The organism is Kitasatospora sp. NPDC051702, from assembly GCF_040681575.1.
GTDB lineage: Bacteria > Actinomycetota > Actinomycetes > Streptomycetales > Streptomycetaceae > Kitasatospora.
The window spans coordinates 29,507-46,394 of record NZ_JBFAZB010000027.1; the positions used below are offsets into that span (position 1 = coordinate 29,507).

Here is a 16,888-nt window from a genome sequence, read left to right on the forward strand (position 1 = left end):
GGCCAGCTGTCCCACCTTCGAGTGAACGAGCGCCACGCGCCGGGCACACCCGCGTGTGACCGCCCGCCCGTTGTGCACGCTGGGGGCCGACTGCGCCCCGGTGCCGGGGCCGTCGTCTCCCGACGGAGCCGGGCCGCGCCCGGCCCCGGCCCTCCTCCCGAGGTGGTGCGTCCCATGGTTCGTCCGCTCCTCGTCATCCCCCTGCTGGCGGCCGCGCTGGGCGGGATCTGGCTGGCCCGCGGCGCGCTCCAGCGCTGGCGGGACCTGCGGGCCGCCGAGACCTACGAGCTGGCCGGGGACCGCTGGCCGATGCTGCTGCGGGCGGCCGGGGCGATGGTCTGCGGGGTCTGCGTCACCGCGCTGACGCTGCTCACCGCACTCGGGGCCTTCGGTGGCTTCGGCCACGGCGACCGGCCGACGGACCGGGCGGAGTCGGCCGTCGACGCGGCCGAGACGGTGCCGAGCGCGGTCGCCGCGGCGCGGCAGCAGGCGGCGCCGCCGGCCGCCGCCGAACCGGCCGCGGCCTCGACGCCCGCCGCACCGCCCGTCGTCGCCAGCAGGTTCGACAGCGTCGGTCGCCCCGGCGGCGGGGAGCTGCTGCAGTCCGCGGTGCTCGGCCCGGACGGGCGCCCGCGCAACGTGCGGGTCTGGTTGCCGCCGCAGTACGCCAAGGAGCCGAACGCCCGCTTCCCGGTGGTGGTGATGCAGGCGGCCGCGCCGAGCAGGACCGCCGACGCCGAGGTCCCGGACGTCTTCGACGGGATCGCCTCGGCGCTGCAGGTCGGCCGGGCCCGCCCGTTCATCCTGGTCGCCCCCGAGGCGCCGAACGGCACCGCGCACCCCTGCGAGCTGGTCGCGGCGGCCCCGGCCGCCGTCGCCGACGACGCGGCGCTGCGCACCACCGTCGCGGCCTCCTTCCGGACCCTGCCGCCCGGCCCGGCCTCCTGGGGGACCCTCGGCGTCGAGGGCGGCGCGCCCTGCGCGGCCGCCGCCGGGCTGGCCCGCCCCGACCTGTACGGCGCGGCCGCCGCGGTCTCCGGCCGGTACGACACCGCCGCGCTGGCCCAGACCGGTGCCGAGGCCCCGGCCGGCAGCGCTGCGAAGCTGCTGCTGGCCGCGGCCAAGGGGGACGCCGCCGGGCTGGACGCGGCCCGCAAGCTCCAGGCCGGGCTGAAGGGCGGCGCCGGTGCGGCAGCCAAGGCCGACGTGCGGATCTCGGACAACGTGCAGGACTACACCCCCGACCGGGAGCGGCTGCGGCTGGTCCGGCAGGCGGCGCAGTTCCTGGCCGAGGCGCTGGCCAAGGCGTCCTGACGGCCGCGCGAGCGGGCTACGCTGCCCGGTACCCGGAGCGGGTACCGGGCGGCTGCTTTTCCGCCGGGCCCGACCGGGCGCCCCGGCGGACTTCTTCGTCTTCGTCGGACCGAGCGCTGGAGAGGAACCGGATGAGGGCCACCGGGCGGGTACTGGCCGCGGCGCTCGCCGCCGGGCTGCTGACGGGCGGCTGCGGCGCGGGCGCGCCCGGGGGGTCGGGGGCCGGGCCGTCCGGCCCCGCCGGGGCGGCCGCCACGGACGCGGCCGGTGCGGGGGCGGCCTCCGCGGCGGCCGGGGCCACGCCGCTGGAGCCGCTGCCCGCGGCGGTGCCGGCCGCGCTCGCGCCCTACTACGCGCAGCGGCCGGGCTGGCAGCCCTGCGACGGCGGGTTCGAGTGCACCACCTTCCGGGTGCCGCTGGACTACGACCGGCCGGGCGACGGCGACCTCACCCTGGCGGCCGTCCGGGCCCCGGCGGCTCCCGAGGGGGCCGGCCGGGAGGGCCGGCTCGGCTCGCTGCTGCTGAACCCGGGCGGGCCCGGCGGGTCGGCGGTCGAGTACGTGGAGGCGGTGGCCCGGACGTACGACGGCGGCGTGCGCGCCCGGTACGACCTGGTCGGCCTCGACCCGCGCGGGGTCGGCCGGAGCAACCCGGTCACCTGCCTGAGCGGGGAACGGATGGACGCCTTCACGGCCGTCGGCCTCACCCCGGGCGACCAGGGCGGGATCGACGCGCTGGTCGCCGCGGACAAGGAGTTCGCCGAGGGCTGCCGGCAGCGGGTCGGCTCCGCGCTCGGCCACCTGAGCACCGTCGAGGCGGCCCGCGACATGGACGTGCTGCGGGCCCTGCTCGGCGACGAGCGGCTGAACTACGTCGGCAAGTCCTACGGCACCTTCCTCGGCGCCACCTACGCGGGGCTCTTCCCCGGCCGGGTCGGGCGGCTGGTGCTGGACGGCGCGATGGACCCGGCGCTCGACTCGGTCACCGGCAACCGCACCCAGGCGGGCGGCTTCGAGACCGCCTGGGCGGCCTTCGCCAGGGACTGCGCCCGGCGGGAGGACTGCCCGCTCGGCCGCACCGAACAGCAGGTCGGCGAGCAGCTCACCGCCCTGTTCGCGACCGTCCGGGCGCAGCCGCTGCCGAGCGCGGACAACGGCCGCCGGCTCACCGGCGCGCAGGCGACCACCGGCGTCATCGAGGCCATGTACGCCGACTACCTCTGGCCCAAGCTGCGCGCCGCGCTCGGCGACGCCAGGGCCGGCGACGGCACCGCCCTGCTGCGCCTGTCCGACGCGTACTACGGGCGGGAGGCGGACGGCTCGTACCCCAACCTGATGTTCGCCAACACGGCGGTGAACTGCCTGGACCTGCCCGCCCCGTTCGCCGGGCCGGGGGACGTGCTGCGCGCGGTGCCGGACTTCGAGCGGGCCTCGCCGCACTTCGGCCGCGACATGGCGTGGATGGCGCTGACCTGCGCCTACTGGCCGGTCCGGGCGACCGGTGCGGCGCACACCATCCGGGCCGCCGGGGCCGCCCCGATCGTGGTCGTCGGCACCACCCGGGACCCGGCCACGCCGTACGCGTGGGCGCAGTCGCTGGCCGGGCAGCTGGAGTCGGGGCGGCTGCTCACCTACGACGGGGACGGGCACACCGCGTACGGGCGGCACGACGCCTGCGTGGACGGGGCGGTCAACCGTTTCCTGCTCACCGGCGAGGCCCCTGAGCAGGGGAAGCGCTGCGGCCGCTAGCGCGCGCCCCGGGCGCGGGGCGGTGCCGCGGGTGCGGCCGCGGGGCCGGATGGTTGCAGCTTCAATCGATCACCGGTGCGACGTTACGATGAGCGCCCCCCTGCCCCCGTCCCCACCGGAGCGCACCGTGCTCGGAGTCAACGACCTGGCGACCTACGTCCTCGGCGCCCTCGTCATCATCCTGCTCCCCGGACCCAACTCCCTGTACGTGCTGTCCGTCGCCGCCCGCAAGGGCGTCCGGACCGGCTACCGGGCCGCCGCCGGCGTCTTCGTCGGCGACTTCACGCTGATCAGCCTCACCTCGCTGGGCGCCACCTCCCTCCTGAAGGCCAACCCGGCCGTCTTCGCGGTGGTCAAGTTCGGCGGCGCCGCCTACCTGCTCTGGATCGGCTTCGGCATGCTGCGGGCCGCCCGCCAGCTCTGGCGCGAGCGCCGGGCCGTCGCCGACCCGGAGGCGCAGGCGGCTCCCGAGGCCGTCGAGCGGCCGTTCCGCCGAGCCCTGGTGATCAGCCTGCTGAACCCGAAGGCGATCCTCTTCCTGCTCTCCTTCTTCACCCAGTTCGTCGACCCGGGCTACGGCCGGCCGGTGCTCTCCTTCGCCCTGCTCGGCGGGATCCTGCAGACGTTCAGCATGCTCTACCTCTCGCTGCTGATCTTCGCGGGCACCACCCTGGCCACCGCCTTCCGCCGCCGCCGGAGGCTGTCCGCCACCCTCACCAGCGGCGTCGCCGTCCTGTTCGCCGGCTTCGCCGCCAAGCTCGCCGTCTCCTCCGCCTGACCGGCCCGGCCCGGCCCGGCCCGGGTGCCCGGCGGCCGCCCGGTCGGCCGCCGGACCGTCCCGTTACGGATCACCCGCGAACCTGTGTAGACTGGCCCGCGTTGCCGCCGCACGCGGCATCGGTGCCGCCTTAGCTCAGTTGGCCAGAGCAACGCACTCGTAATGCGTAGGTCTCGGGTTCGAATCCCGAAGGCGGCTCAGTGAAGGCCCAGGTCATATAGCCCATGACCTGGGCCTTTTGCCATTCCTTGGCGTGTGAGCAGCCGTCAGCGAAGCGCCACAAGATCGCTTGCGTGAGCGATGCGTGAGCGGCGGTGTTGATCTTGGATTAGCCCTTGGTCTTCTTGTCCTTCGACTTCGCCTTCTTCGCGGCCTTCCGCTTCGCCTTCTCCGCTTCGGCTGCGGCCTTGGCATGAGCCTCGGCTTCGGTCTTCCGCTGGAGGGGGACGAGCTTCGCGGCGGCCTCGGCCGCGCCCTTGGCGATCTCGGGCAGGACGCTGGTGTAGGTGTCCGACGTGATCTTGATGGAGGAGTGGCCGAGCATCTCGGACACCACCTTCATGTCGACCCCGCCGGCGAGGGCGAGCGTGGCCGCGCCATGGCGGAGGTCGTGCAGGCGGATCGGCGGCAGCCCGGATGCGGCGATCAGTCGCGCGAACATTTCGGTGACCTTGCCGGGGTGGAGCCAGGACCCGTCCTCGTTGGTGAAGACCCGGCCAGTGTTCTTCCAGGCAGGCCCCCAGTCGCTCCGCTCCTTCCGCTGCCGCTCGCGGTGGCGCCGCAGGACGGCCACCGTGTCGTCGTCCAGCGCCACGGTCCGGAAGCTCCCGTCGGTCTTGGGGTCGGACTCCTCGACCTCCCAGCCGTCCTGCACGAGCTGGGTCGTCACGGTCAGCGAGCTGTCGTCGAGGTTGGTCTCGGACCACAGCTGCCCGCACGCCTCGCCTCGGCGAAGACCGCGGAAGGCGATCACGTGCCACATCGCGTACAGGCGGTCGTCAGCGACGAAATCGAGGAACGCGCCAGTCTGTTGCGGCGTCCAGACCATCACGGGGGAGGGCTTCACGCCGGTCTCCCGCCACTGCGCGACCCGCTCGGGTGTCCACACCAGACCCTTCGGCTTGGTGGCCGGGTCGAGCTTGACGTGGGCGGCCGGGTTCAGGGTGATCAGGCCCTCGGGGATCGCGGCGTTCAGGGCGGTCCGGAGCGTGGCCCGGATGCGCTGGCGGGTGGCCGCGCCGGTCGTGCGCCGAAACGGTGGCATCTCGGCAAGCTCCGCGCGCAGAGCCTTGCGGCGGGCACGGTTCTCCAAGCCCTTGATCGGCACGGTGGCGAGCTCGGCCTTCAGCGCGTGCCGCAGGGCGTTGTTCTCCAGGATCTCCTCGTTGGCGTCGGCGATGGCCGTGAACATCTCGGCGAGCGTGCTCACCCGCAGCCGGTCGACGCGGATGTGCCCGATGCGGGGCTTGAGGTGGACCCGGACGTCACACTCGTAGCGGGTGATGCCGGACTTGCGGATCTTCTTGCCGGCCAGCCAGGTGTCCAGCCACTCGCCGACAGTGACGCGGGCGGAGAGGTCCTGACCGGCCTTCAGGCGGTTGCGGGTCTCCTCGATGTCGGGCAGCTGGGCCTTCTCGTCCGCGACCTTCACCAGCAGCTCGGCGACCAGGGCCAGGTCGTCCGGATCCTCCTTGCCGAGGGCGAGCAGGCCGCGAACGTGGTCGAGGTCAGCCTGGGCCTCCTTCAGCGTCTCGTAGCCGGCGCGGTTGAACGAACGGCGAGTGCCGTCCTCGGAGTTGGGCAGCTCCTGGCGTATGGAGTAGGCGCCGTGCTTTCGGCTGCCGAGCTTCGGGCACGCCTTGCCGAGCGGCTTTCCGGTCTCGGCGTCGCGGCAGTAGCAGCGGTGGTAGGTGGAACCCTTCATTCGTCCTCCAGATCGGTATCGGTCTTCAGCGGGGGGAGTTCGGCGTCGAGAAAGCCGAGACTCGGTGCGAGGTGCGGGACTTCCAGGCCGATCTCGCGCAGGTGTGCCCTGGCGGGTTGAAGCCGCTCACGGATGGCTGCGACGAAAGCGTCGAGTTTGTCCTGCGAGTCGGGAGGCCATTCCTCCCGGAACAATTTGAATTCCAGCTGGAACGCGGCGTGGTGTTCCTCCTGGAGCTCCTGCCAGATCCGTTCGTGCTCCCGGTAGAGGCGGAGTCGGTACATCCCGAGCGAGTGGCGGGCCTCGCCGGTGAAGTGGGTGAGCGCCGACCAGCGGTCGCTGGGCATCTCTGGCAGGTAGTCGACCCGGCCGCCGAGGGCTGGGGAGAAGAGCAGCTCGACCGGTGCGATGTCCAGGGCCTCGGCCACGACGATCAGCTCGGGAATCGTGATCGTCTTGCGCCTACCGGACTCCCAGTTGGCGATGACGTTCCGGGGGACTTCGTAGCCCAGGGCCCCTGTTTCGTCGGCCACATCCTGCGCGGACAGTCCAAGGTCTTGCCTCCTTCGGGTGATTGCTCGGATCACGTCCTTGGTGATCCGTTCGGGCCAGTCGGGCGCGTCTTCGTCGTCGGTGGACCAGTGTTCCTCGCGGCGTTGTGTCATATCGACACAGTAGCCACTGGAAAGCTCTTCTCCGTTGCGGCACTCCGCCGCAGCCCCCCGTCCGGGGGAAGCTCGGACTTGGAGTTCATGTGCGAACTGGTGACATATCCGCGACGGCGCAGGGGATGGTTCGGGCCGAACTTCTCAGGCTGCCGGCGGCCATCGACCTCGACACCGCAAACCGGGCCATCGGCCTCGGGCGGAGCAAGGGCTACGAGCTGGCCCGCCTCGGTGCCTACCCCTGCCGGGTTCTGCGACTGGGCAAGAAGTATCGCGTGATCACAGCGGACCTTCTGCGCCTGCTCGGCATCGACGCGGCGCTCGGCGAAGGTTCGGCGGCTGATGCAGCTTGACGTGGTGAGAGCCCGATCCACAAGCCTGTCTGCCGTGGGCGTACTTGCCCGATTGGAGTGGATCTTCCAGCGGCATGACCGTACGTTCGTGGTCCCTCGGCGGCCTCGGCCGCCGAGGGACCACCGCCAAGGTGCAAGCAGTCCCTGTGAGTTGAGAGGGCCAGGATCCCCGGCCCGACCGCCCCAGGACGCACGAAGGCCCCCGGTGCTGCGAACACCGAGGGCCAGGCGAAGTCCTTACCCACGACCTTCATCGGCGGCGCGCGACGGAACAGGTCCCGCGCCCCAGTCTGGAGCTTCAGCATGGAGTCTACGTCCCACCAGCTCGATCCGGCAGCTCCCACCGTGAGTTGGCCGCCGGTCGCCAAGGCCGGCGAGCCCGGCACCTACCTGCCCGCCCAGCAGGCCCTCGCGTCCACAGCCTGTGGACGCGACGCCGAGGCGGCGCCTGCCGACCCCGCCGTCCCGGACGGGACCGACCTGATGCCCGACACCGAGGCGACCGAGGGCGCCGACCTGCTCGCGCAGCTGAGGGCCCAGATCGCGAAGTTCGTGATCCTTCCCTCCGACCAGGCCCTGGACGCCACCACGTTGTGGGTCGCCGCGACCCACCTGCAGGGCTCGTGGCAGCACGCCCCGCGCCTGGCCGTGGTCGGCCCGGCCAAGCGCTGCGGCAAGTCCCGCCTGCTCGACGTCCTCACCGAGACGGTGCACAATCCCGTGGCGACGGTGAACTCGTCTCCGGCCGCCATCTTCCGCTCGATCAGCGAGGAGCCGCCCACCCTGCTGGTGGACGAGGCGGACACGATCTTCGGCAGCCCGAAGATGGCCGAGAAGAACGAGGAGATGCGCGGCCTGCTCAACGCCGGGCACCAGCGCGACCGCTACGTGCTGCGGGTGGTCGGCAAGGAGCACGCCCCGGGCAGGTTCCACACCTTCGCCATGGCGGCCATCGCCGGCATCGGCGACCTCCCCGACACGATCATGGACCGCTCCATCGTGATCCGCATGCGCCGCCGCGCCGAGGGCGAGCGCGTCTCCCCGTACCGCACCAAGCGCGACTGCCCCGCCCTGCACGCGATCCGCGACAAGATCGCCCGCTGGACGGCACCGCTCGCCGACCAAGCCCTGCGCCTGGAGCCCGCCATGCCGGTCGAGGACCGCGCGGCTGACACCTGGGAGCCCCTGGTGATCATCGCCGACCTCGCCGGAGGCCCCTGGCCCCGCCGTGCCCGCCAGGCGTGCAATCGCATGGTCGACGCCGAGGTCCAGACGGAGGAGGACAACCCCGGCGGCGCACGGATCCTCGCCGACATCCGCCGGATCTTCCACGCCGCCAGCGAGCCGGAGCCGGACAGCATGACCACCGGCCAGCTGCTGTTCGCGCTCAACGGCAACGAGGAGGCGCCGTGGGCGGAGTCGGCCCGGGGCGGGCTGACTCCGCGCGCACTCGGCGCGATGCTCCGCGAGTTCGGCATCACCTCCGGCAACGTGCGCCTCGGCGACGGAACCCAGCGCAAGGGCTACGCGCGCCACAAGTTCCTCGACGCCTGGCGCCGTTACTGCCCCACCGTCCACCCCGTCACCCCCACGGCTACGGACGAGGGCACGGGCACGAGCAGCAGAGGCTGACCAGCCTCCCCGAACTGCCGTCCCTGCCGTCCCTGCCGTAACAGCACAGGTCACAGCACCTGCCGCCGGGACGGAACGGTCTCCCAAGACGGAAACGCTCCTACACCGGGGACGGCACCACCCCGCCTGCAAGACGGCGCGTGGGACGGCAACCGTCCCACGCCGCCACCGGCCCGCCGCCGCCCGAACCTCGGCGCGAGCGGCGGGCCCGCCCGGGACGGGAAACACATCCGTCTTGTGCCGTCCCAGCCGTCTCTGCCGTAAAACCGCAGCTCAAAGGCCCTGACTCCGGGACGGATACGAGCCCCAAGACGGATACCGCACCGGCCCGAACCCGAACTGCGCCGTGTCCACGGCACCACCCGGGCGGCCGAGCCCGCCCCGGCCCAGAGACCGTCCTGCAGCACCAAGACGGCAAGACGGCAGAGACGGCAATCCCACAAACCACCACCGCCCGACCCGCGAGGACCACCTTCCGCATGACCGCCACCACCTCACCGCGTCTGCCCCGCCCGGACGCCGTCCTCGTACAGGCCGCCATCGCGGGCGCCCTGTCTTTCGCCCACCTCCACGACATCGCCGAAGCCGCCGGACAGCACGGCTGGAAAGCCTGGGCCTACCCCGTCTCGGTCGACCTGCTGCTCGTCGCCGCCTGGCACCGCATGCGGACCCTGCGCACCACCGGCCGCCCTGCCGGCACCGCCTGGACGTGGTTCGCCATCGCCCTGACCGCCTCCCTCGGCGCCAACGTCGCCACCGCTGGACTCCTCGACCTCGCCCACGTCCCCGCCTGGCTGCGGATCCTGGTCGCCGGATGGCCCGCTCTCGCCTTCTTCGGTGGCACCCTCCTCGCCCACAACACCAGCGCGACCGCGACCGCCACCGACCCGAAGCCCGCCAAGGACGAACTCCCGCTCCGCGAAAACCCCGTGCCCATCCCGGCAGCCCCGCCCATACCAAAGGTGGAGCAGGACAGCCCGTCCAGCCCCACGCCGGTCACAGAGCGCAGGGACGACCCGGCCGAAGAACCAGCCGCGCCTCGCAAGTGCACCGGACGCCCACCGGCGAAGACCATGGACCAGCTCGTGGAGATGATGCGGCCGGTCGTGACAGAGCACGGCGTCAGCGTCGCCGTGGTCGAGAAGGCTCTCAGCAACGCCGGGATTCCGATCAGCAGCAAGCGCCGGACGGAGCTGATGACGCTCCTGCGGGATGAGCAGGCCGACCCTCAGCCCGAGAACGCCGACCGCGAGCCTGAGCAGGCGCGTGAGCACCCGGTGCCCGCCTGACATGCCACCGCTCCATGGGTGGCCGCCCGCCAATGACCCGCACGGCGCCTGGCGGGCGGCCCCTTCACCGCCAAGTGGTCTGGCGGATGTCCACCTCGTGGTCAGCAAGATCCGCCAAAGGATCGGATCACTCTTCCGCCGAACCGCTCGCCGCCCGAGCCGGTTCGTGCACCGCGTTCGCATCCCGCTCGCACCACAGCACCTCGACGACCCCGCGACAGGAGATCAGTTCCGTGACCGACACCCAGCACCCCCACGGCACCACCGGCGAGAGCGCGAAGGAGAGGAAGAAGTCCCATACCGTGAAGGGTCTTTGGCAGCGGGCGTTCGGCAGCCGTGCCCCTGGCGGAGCCAGTAGTACCGCGTGTCCGACTCGTGGCCGGACTCGCGGGATCTCCGCCCCAGGGGTGGCGGAGACGGCCCAGCGCGAGGGCGCGCCGGGCCAGGAGGTCGGGGCCGAGGGCGGCCCCGACCCGGACAAGCTCCTTGCCGTTCAGCAGCAGATCCTCGCCGACGTCCGCCCGACCGAGACCGACAACGAGTCCTCCGACCACAGCACCGCCGATGATGCCGCGCCGAAGAACCGCCGCTACACCGGCACCAAGCGCGAAGAGCGCGTCGGCCCTCTGCGGTTCGAACCCGAGGACGAGCCTCGGCTGCGTGCGGCTGCCGCCGCCAACGGCTACCGCGGCCTGTCCGGGTTCGCCGCCGACGTCGTCCTTGCCTTCATAGCCGGCCGGTTCTTCATCGACCTGCCCCTGGCGGAAGAACGCCGACTCATCCACGAGTTCCGCGCCCGCGTCCTGCGCCAGATCAGCGGTATCGCCAGCAACGTCAACCAGATCGCCCGAGCCCTCAACGGCGGATACGAGCCCCCGGTCGACATCCGCCGCACCCTCGACGAACTCCACTGCCTGCTCACCGAGATCGCCGAGGCCCTTCGCCAGCCCGCCAACCAGGAAGGCTGAACACCGCCGTGATCGCCCCCATCAAGAACCCCGGCTCCAACACCCGCGGCCTGCTCGCCTACCTCTACGGACCCGGCCGCCACGATGAGCACCACGACCCGCACATCGTCGCCGGCTTCGCCATGCTCGCCATGCCCGACCCCGGCCGCGACGAGAACGCCACCCTCACCGAGCTCGCCCGCTACCTCGACGAGCCCGTCCGCCTGCGCAACAGCGAGCCCGGCAAGAAGCTCACCGACCACGTCTGGCACTGCCCCGTACGCGCCGCACCCGAGGACCGCTACCTCTCCGACGCCGAGTGGTCCGAGATCGCCGAACGCATCGTCCAGGCCGCCGGCATCGCCCCCAAGGACGACGACCTCGCCTGCCGCTGGATCGCTGTGCGCCACGCGGACGATCACATCCACATCCTTGCCACCACCGTCCGCGAGGACGGCCGCCGCCCCAAGCTCCACAACAGCGGCCAGCGTGTCGGCGCCGAGTGCCGCGAGATCGAGAAGGACTACGGCCTGCGCCAGCTCGGCACCGGCGACCGGACCGCCGAACGCCGCCCCACCCAGGCCGAGATGCACAAAGCCAAGCGCCTCGGCTGGGAACAGACCAGCCGCGAGTGGCTCCAGGACCGCATCCGCGCCGCCATCCCCCACGCGAGCAACGCGGAGGAACTTCTCGCCTACCTCCAGGCCGATGGCGTCGAGGTCAAGATCCGCCGCTTCCCGTCCGGCAACCTTCAGGGCTACTCCGTCGCCCGCCCCGGCGACCTGAAGGCCAACGGGCAGCCGAACTACATCCCCGGCGGGAAGATCGCCCCCGACCTGTCCCTGCCCAAGCTCCAGGCGCTCCTTGCGGCCGGCAAGCCGGAGGAGCACCCCACCGCCCGCCGTAACAAGCCCGCCACCCGCTGGCAGCACGCCACCAACGCCCTCGACACCTTCACCACCGACCACGACACCGCCGGCGACAGTGGTGACGCGCGTGCGCAGGCGCACATCACCGCCCTCGGTGAACTGATCGAGGCCACCGCCCAGACCGCACCCCAGGACCTGCGCGCCGAACTCCGAGTAGCAGCAAAGACCTTCGCCCGCGCCCAGCGCTCCCAGATTCGTGCAGACCACACGGCGGCAGCCGGTCTGCGACAGGCGGCCCGCGATCTTGTGCACGCCGGCAGCGGAAAGGACGGCAGCACCCTCGCCGTCTTCGTCGCAGCCCTCGTCTGGGCCACGATCCTCTCCCAGCGCTGGCACACCGCCAAGGGTCATGCCCAGCAGGCCGAAGCCGCGCGCCGAACCGTCCAGCACCTTCAGGCCGCCTACGACCAGGCCGCCGCCGACCAGCTCGCCTTCCTCGCCCAGCGCCAGCCCAAGGAGCAGACCCGCAACACCCTCGCCAGCGACGTCCGCGCCGCCATTCCCGACCACGCGACGCGGATCCTCGCCGACCCCAACTGGCCCGCCCTCGCCACCGTGCTCGCCGACGCCGAGGCCGGCGGCTACATACCCCACCAACTCCTCACCGAGGCCGCCGCCCGCCGCGAACTCGGCAGCGCCCACCTGCCCGCCAAGGTCCTCATCGCTCGCATCCAGCACACCAGCTACAACCCCGCACCCAACCGCACCGTCGAGGCGGCACTCCTGCGCTCGTCTGCCGCCCCGACCGTCCGCCACCCCACGACCAACCCGTCCTCCGCCACGACTGCCCTGCAGCGCCCCGTCACCCAATCCCGACACCGCTGACCACCAGCGACCGGAATTCTGCTGCCGCTGTGGGCGGCCACCAGTTGGTGGTCGCCCACAGCTGTTCACTCAGCCCTTGAGCGCGATATCCAGGTATGCCTGCACTGGCTCGAAGATCCCGTATGGGACGTATTCGGGGATCTCTGCAAGCGCCACCCACGCCAGTGCGTCCAGTTCTCGTGGGTCACCGACGGCAGCGGTGCCGCTGACGATCTCGCAGACCATGTACGACATCCATCGGCCAGTCTCCGGGTGGACGCGCTCGCCGAGGACCTTGATGGCGGCCACGTTCAGCCCCCGTCTCCTCCGCGGTCTCGCGAACAGCCGCTTGCTCGGGAGACTCGCCGGGCTCGATCTTGCCTGCCGGGAACTGCCAGGAGAGCTGGCCCTCGCTGACTCGGCGCCGGACCATCAGCACCCGACTCTCTCGGATCACGATCGCGGCAGCGATACCTGGCCGTCCGTCTGAAGCCGGGTGCATCGGCTAATCCCTCTCCGTCGCTGAGGCCGCCGCGGGGCGGAGAAGGTCGAGGACGTGGGTCCAGTTGTACTTGTCGCGACCCCCGCCGGCCTTGGGCTTGTGGGGGACGTAGTCACCGATCAGGACGCCCATCGACCGGAGCCGGGCCAGGCTCTCCCCGTACGCGGGGTGGGCAGCCTGGGCGGAGTTGACGTAGGGCTGGACGGCCACGGGGATACCGAGGCCGTACGCCTCGCAGAGGATGCCGAGGGCGAGGGTGTCGGAGATGCCGGCGGCCCACTTGTTGATGGTGTTGAACGTGGCCGGGGCGACCGCGATGGCGTCGGCCGGAGGCAGCGGTTGGGGGATGCTGGGGGTGCGCCAGGCGGAGCGGATCGGGTAGCCGGTTTGGGCTTCAATGGCTTCCTGGTCTATGAATCCGAGCCCGCTCGGGGTCGCGATCACGCCGACTCCCCAGCCCTCGGAATGGGCAGCGGTGATCAGTTCGCCCACTCCGTCGGCGATGCCCGACGCGCAGACGACGACGTAGAGGAACGGCTCGCGGTGCTCGGTCAAACCTGGACTCCCAACTCCTGGCAGAAACGGCGAAGCTCCGGGACGGCGCCGCGCCGGTCGCGAGCGGCCATGTCACCGGCCAGCTCCAGCACGCTGGGCCGTCGGCGGATGTCCTCCGAGGCACAGCTCTCCGCGATCCTGAGCGCTTTGTATCCCTCGGCCAGTCTGCCCTGCTGGCTGTAGGCCCGTGCAGCCTCAACCCACAGTGCCGCTCGGCGCTCGGGGACCGGGATGCGCCTGCGCATCAGCGGCCGGGCGGCGTCCAGCGCCGCTCCGGCGTCGCCCAGGACGACCGAGGCGCTCACCGAGTGAAGTGCGACGTTGGTCGGACTAAAGTTCGCCCACGCTTCGGGGCTGTCGAGGTCGACGTAGCGCGCGACCTCCTGGGCCTCGGCGAGGAACTCAGCGGTCGTGGCGCGGTCGCCGCCGGCGCTTGCGGCCGTCACCCCGCGAAGGAGCATGAGCCCCAGCGCGGCGAGGTACTCGGGTGGGCGCCGGTCGTAGCTGCCGGAGAGCTGGTCGGCGGTGTGCCGGATGAGGGTGACGGCGGGCGCGGTGTGCCGGTCGCGCGCGAGGACGTGCGCCTGGACGCGGACGCTGGAGGCCATCACGACGGGGTCGGCGCTCCGTTCGGCCTCGGCCATGGCACGGCCGACCGCCAGCCAGGCGTTGCCGTGGTCGCCGAGCTTGAGCAGCAGGCTGACCGCGGTCTGGTACGCCGTGGCGAGGAGGCCGGACAGGACTTGATCGTCGCCGCGGGAGGCATCCTGGGCCTGGCGAAGGTCGGCGATCAGCGAGGGCAGAGCGCCTTCGAGTTCGGCGTACCGGCAGGTGTAGAACAGCCTCCGAGCCTGGGAGAGCCGGGCCGCGAGTGCGGCCTGGGGTTGTGGCGCGTGATCGGCTGGAACAGGTCCAGGCAGCAGCGCCTGGACCAGCTCTATCCCCACGCGGGGACGGGGCGTCGGGGTCGCGAGCGCGGCGACGCTCGCGGCCAGGAAGTTGCGACGGTGCATGTCGTCCGTCCTGCTGTCCGCACTGGTATGGGAGGACAGGCCGAGGCTTTCCAGTGGGATGTCGAGCACGGCTGCGACAGCGCGCAGGACGTCGATGTCCTGCGTCCCCTTGCCGCTCTCCAACCGGCTGATCTTCGACTGGTGGTAGCCCAGTTCGGTGGCCACGTCCGCCTGCGACCGGCCGCTCAACACTCGCGCGCGGCGGATCACCTCTCCGATCCCACCCGCAGCGGAGTGTCCTGTGGCCGTCCGCGACATGGCTTCTCCTGCCAATGCTGATCCTGCCCTGGCGAGCCGAGCGTAGCCGCACCAGGACAACCCGTCATGCACGATCTGCATGGATCATGCACGCGGAGCCGTTGCCCTAACCGTGGTGCATCGAGATGGAGTTGTCTGGTCGTCAGCAGCTCGACCATCTCGCAGCTTGCGGTTCCCCGCTCCCGCATGACCGAGGCCCATCTGCGGTCTCTCGCATGCGCGGCTCTACCCAGTGGCTAAGGAGAAGCGCCGATGACCCTCCGCTCGGATGCCCAGAGAGGCGCTACCACGCATCAGCGGGACGCGGACGCGGTGGCCGTTCCTCTCGCTTCGGAAGACGGCCGGGCGTCGAACGCAACCGCGAGCCCCTCAGATCACGCCGCTGAGCGTCGCGCGCGCCTCGCCACCGCCAGCACCCACGCCCGAGAGGTCCTCGGCCGCCACCAGTTCGAGGACGGCCGGTGCAGCGACGGCTGCGGCCCCTGGCCGTGCAACAGCGTTGTCGACGCGGTCCAAGCCTGCGACGGTGATCAGTGATCGCCTCCACTCACGCTCGGCGTATCTCGTTCATCGGTACCAAGCGCGACCACGTCCCGCCGGCCCGGGAAGCCGTCGTCCGAGTCGCGCGCTCGTGGGGGATCGACCCGACTTCGCTGGGCGACATCGCGCTGGTCGCCGACGAGTTGCTCGCCAACGCGGTCATCCACGCGCCAGGAAGACTGCTGGCCGGCATCTACCTCTCTCCGGACGGCGACCGGGTGGTGATCGAGGTCTACGACCCGTCGCGCCGGATGCCCACCGGCGCCGCGAACTTCGGCAACGACGAACTGACCACCGGTCGAGGCATGCTGCTGATCGAGGGCCTGTCGGAGACCTGGGGCGCGGAACCGACGACCCATGGCAAGAAGGTCTGGGCCGAACTGGCGGTGCCCGCTGTCGCGGTACCTGAGCACCCTCGCTCGGCCCGCCGGGCGGCACTCATCGCGAGCCTCGTCCGCACCGACCGTCCCAGGCCCCGTCCCCACGTGCCCGCCTGGCCAAGCGCCCGCGCGTACAGGTGGTTCTCGCAGCACCGCTCGCCACGTGCCCACCGACTCCGCCCGTACCGATGCAGGCACACCGGCCGGGCGGTGACGGGGCCGGTCGCCCTTTCCCCCGGGGGCGGCCGGCCCAACCCCAGGTGACCTGCCCGACACAGCCGTATCTGCTCCACCCCAACTCGGCTCTACGGAAGGATGGATGGATGAGTGACTGGGAGTTTGTGAAGGACAGAACGGCCACGCAGGGCGCGGTGTGGAGGTCCACCGACGGCCTGCTCTACAAGCGGACCGGCGGCGAGGATCTGCGGGTTGAGACCGAGTTCCAGCAGCTGGCCGCCGGCCTTAATTACCCGGTGCCGGAGATCGTCGACAGCGGCTCGGAGAACGAGAGCTACTTCGTCATCGAGCGCGCCATCGGCGACAGCTCGCTTCACGAGGAGGCGCTGGCCGACGCCAGGCAGAACGGTCAGGTCAGCTACCAGGTGATCAGCACGGCGGCGGCCGTCGCATCGAAGCTCCTGCAGGCCCAAGCGAGGCACCCCCTCCCCGCCACGCCGTGGTTCGAGAAGGCGGCCTTCGCGGCAGAGGTCTTCGAGGAGAACCCGGACCTCGACACCCCGCGCGTCCACGAAGCGGTCAAGCACGCCCTCGACCGGCTGGCCCAGCTCCCGATGGTGCACGGACATCTCGACTACGGCCTGCCCAACGTCCTCCAGGCCGGTGTCATCGACTGGCAGCACCACGGACCGGTCCCGCTCGGCTACGACGTCTACCCCGCGCTCGACATCGTGGCCTTCAAGGGCGGAGGCAAGGGCTACAGCATCACCCCGGAACAGCGCACCGCCTACACCGGCGCACTCGACGAGACCACCGCATCCCTGATCGGGCAGCGGGTCAGCGAGCACCTGGGCGACTTCCTGCTCGTCAAGTGCTTCTTCTTCCTCGCCCTCATGCGGCCCACCGACCCCACACGGCACGACAAGCACATCAAGTGGCAGTACCGCCGCACCCTCTTCACGATGGGACTTGATCAGTATGAGTCGTCCAACACGATCGACACCGGCACCTTCCCCACTCTGGAACGGTTCACCGCTGAACACCGGTAGGCCGGTTCCCACCGTTCGCGACCGCGACTAC

General features: G+C 71.6%; 15 protein-coding genes, 1 tRNA gene and 1 pseudogene. 11 read left to right on the forward strand and 6 right to left on the reverse strand.

The features are described from left to right. Nucleotides 1-174: 174 nt before the first annotated feature. From AB0N04_RS22325 to AB0N04_RS22340, 4 genes are all read left to right on the forward strand, one after another. Nucleotides 175-1,314, forward strand: coding sequence for a hypothetical protein (locus AB0N04_RS22325; protein ID WP_360217108.1), 1,140 nt, complete (start codon nt 175-177; stop codon nt 1,312-1,314). Between the two features lie 131 nt (nt 1,315-1,445). After that, nucleotides 1,446-3,062: an alpha/beta hydrolase gene (locus tag AB0N04_RS22330; protein WP_360217105.1), complete on the forward strand. Its 1,617-nt coding sequence runs from the start codon at nt 1,446-1,448 to the stop codon at nt 3,060-3,062. A 127-nt stretch (nt 3,063-3,189) separates the two neighbouring features. Beyond that, on the forward strand, nt 3,190-3,840 hold the full coding sequence (gene leuE / locus AB0N04_RS22335; RefSeq protein WP_360217102.1) for a leucine efflux protein LeuE: 651 nt from the start codon (nt 3,190-3,192) through the stop codon (nt 3,838-3,840). A 124-nt stretch (nt 3,841-3,964) separates the two neighbouring features. Next, nucleotides 3,965-4,038 (forward strand) — tRNA-Thr (locus AB0N04_RS22340). Nucleotides 4,039-4,168: 130 nt separating this feature from the next. On the opposite strand, the gene AB0N04_RS22345 is transcribed toward AB0N04_RS22340, so the two are convergent. Together AB0N04_RS22345 and AB0N04_RS22350 are read right to left on the reverse strand one after the other, a co-directional pair. Beyond that, on the reverse strand, nt 4,169-5,764 hold the full coding sequence (locus tag AB0N04_RS22345) for a site-specific integrase (protein WP_363365104.1): 1,596 nt from the start codon (nt 5,762-5,764) through the stop codon (nt 4,169-4,171). Continuing rightward, on the reverse strand, nt 5,761-6,429 hold the full coding sequence (locus AB0N04_RS22350) for a helix-turn-helix transcriptional regulator (protein ID WP_363365106.1): 669 nt from the start codon (nt 6,427-6,429) through the stop codon (nt 5,761-5,763). The genes AB0N04_RS22345 and AB0N04_RS22350 overlap by 4 nt, the downstream gene beginning before the upstream one ends. A gap of 125 nt (nt 6,430-6,554) precedes the next feature. On the opposite strand from AB0N04_RS22350, the gene AB0N04_RS22355 reads away from it, so the two are divergent. The 5 genes from AB0N04_RS22355 (at nt 6,555) to AB0N04_RS22375 (ending at nt 12,404) form a co-directional block, all read left to right on the forward strand. Then, nucleotides 6,555-6,782, forward strand: coding sequence for a hypothetical protein (locus AB0N04_RS22355; RefSeq protein ID WP_363365149.1), 228 nt, complete (start codon nt 6,555-6,557; stop codon nt 6,780-6,782). A gap of 303 nt (nt 6,783-7,085) precedes the next feature. Next, entirely contained in the window at nt 7,086-8,414 is a 1,329-nt protein-coding gene (locus tag AB0N04_RS22360; RefSeq protein WP_363365107.1) for a DUF3631 domain-containing protein, read from the forward strand. A 479-nt stretch (nt 8,415-8,893) separates the two neighbouring features. Next, nucleotides 8,894-9,703: a DUF2637 domain-containing protein gene (locus AB0N04_RS22365; protein WP_363365109.1), complete on the forward strand. Its 810-nt coding sequence runs from the start codon at nt 8,894-8,896 to the stop codon at nt 9,701-9,703. A 233-nt stretch (nt 9,704-9,936) separates the two neighbouring features. Further along, nucleotides 9,937-10,671: a MobC family plasmid mobilization relaxosome protein gene (locus AB0N04_RS22370; protein WP_363365111.1), complete on the forward strand. Its 735-nt coding sequence runs from the start codon at nt 9,937-9,939 to the stop codon at nt 10,669-10,671. A gap of 8 nt (nt 10,672-10,679) precedes the next feature. Next, nucleotides 10,680-12,404, forward strand: a complete 1,725-nt coding sequence (locus tag AB0N04_RS22375) for a relaxase/mobilization nuclease domain-containing protein (protein ID WP_363365113.1) — start codon at nt 10,680-10,682, stop codon at nt 12,402-12,404. Between the two features lie 69 nt (nt 12,405-12,473). Here the strand turns inward: AB0N04_RS22375 and AB0N04_RS22380 are convergent. The 4 genes and pseudogenes from AB0N04_RS22380 to AB0N04_RS22395 all read right to left on the reverse strand — a co-directional run bounded on the left by AB0N04_RS22380 (nt 12,474) and on the right by AB0N04_RS22395 (nt 15,227). Next, nucleotides 12,474-12,885 (reverse strand): annotated as a pseudogene (locus tag AB0N04_RS22380) (NUDIX hydrolase). A 3-nt stretch (nt 12,886-12,888) separates the two neighbouring features. Further along, nucleotides 12,889-13,440, reverse strand: a complete 552-nt coding sequence (locus AB0N04_RS22385) for a flavoprotein (RefSeq protein WP_363365115.1) — start codon at nt 13,438-13,440, stop codon at nt 12,889-12,891. Beyond that, complete coding sequence (locus AB0N04_RS22390; RefSeq protein WP_363365151.1) at nt 13,437-14,711, reverse strand: helix-turn-helix transcriptional regulator; 1,275 nt, start codon at nt 14,709-14,711, stop codon at nt 13,437-13,439. The genes AB0N04_RS22385 and AB0N04_RS22390 overlap by 4 nt, the downstream gene beginning before the upstream one ends. A gap of 369 nt (nt 14,712-15,080) precedes the next feature. Then, a complete protein-coding gene (locus AB0N04_RS22395) occupies nt 15,081-15,227 on the reverse strand; it encodes a hypothetical protein (RefSeq protein WP_329885683.1) in 147 nt (48 codons plus the stop codon). 17 nt (nt 15,228-15,244) lie between these two features. Here AB0N04_RS22395 and AB0N04_RS22400 point away from each other — a divergent pair, with 17 nt between their 5' ends. Continuing rightward, nucleotides 15,245-15,895 carry an ATP-binding protein gene (locus tag AB0N04_RS22400; protein WP_363365117.1) on the forward strand — a complete coding sequence of 217 codons (651 nt, stop codon included), beginning with the start codon at nt 15,245-15,247 and terminating at the stop codon, nt 15,893-15,895. A 59-nt stretch (nt 15,896-15,954) separates the two neighbouring features. Beyond that, nucleotides 15,955-16,857, forward strand: coding sequence for a phosphotransferase (locus AB0N04_RS22405; RefSeq protein WP_363365119.1), 903 nt, complete (start codon nt 15,955-15,957; stop codon nt 16,855-16,857). Nucleotides 16,858-16,888: the final 31 nt, after the last annotated feature.

Coding starts and splice junctions, on each gene's coding strand:
- AB0N04_RS22325 (WP_360217108.1), top strand. CDS start 175: ATGGTTCGTCCGCTCCTCGTCATCCCCCTGCTGGCGGCCGCGCTGGGC.
- AB0N04_RS22330 (WP_360217105.1), top strand. CDS start 1,446: ATGAGGGCCACCGGGCGGGTACTGGCCGCGGCGCTCGCCGCCGGGCTG.
- AB0N04_RS22345 (WP_363365104.1), bottom strand. CDS start 5,764: ATGAAGGGTTCCACCTACCACCGCTGCTACTGCCGCGACGCCGAGACC.
- AB0N04_RS22350 (WP_363365106.1), bottom strand. CDS start 6,429: ATGACACAACGCCGCGAGGAACACTGGTCCACCGACGACGAAGACGCG.
- AB0N04_RS22355 (WP_363365149.1), top strand. CDS start 6,555: ATGGTTCGGGCCGAACTTCTCAGGCTGCCGGCGGCCATCGACCTCGAC.
- AB0N04_RS22360 (WP_363365107.1), top strand. CDS start 7,086: ATGGAGTCTACGTCCCACCAGCTCGATCCGGCAGCTCCCACCGTGAGT.
- AB0N04_RS22365 (WP_363365109.1), top strand. CDS start 8,894: ATGACCGCCACCACCTCACCGCGTCTGCCCCGCCCGGACGCCGTCCTC.
- AB0N04_RS22390 (WP_363365151.1), bottom strand. CDS start 14,711: ATGTCGCGGACGGCCACAGGACACTCCGCTGCGGGTGGGATCGGAGAG.
- AB0N04_RS22405 (WP_363365119.1), top strand. CDS start 15,955: ATGAGTGACTGGGAGTTTGTGAAGGACAGAACGGCCACGCAGGGCGCG.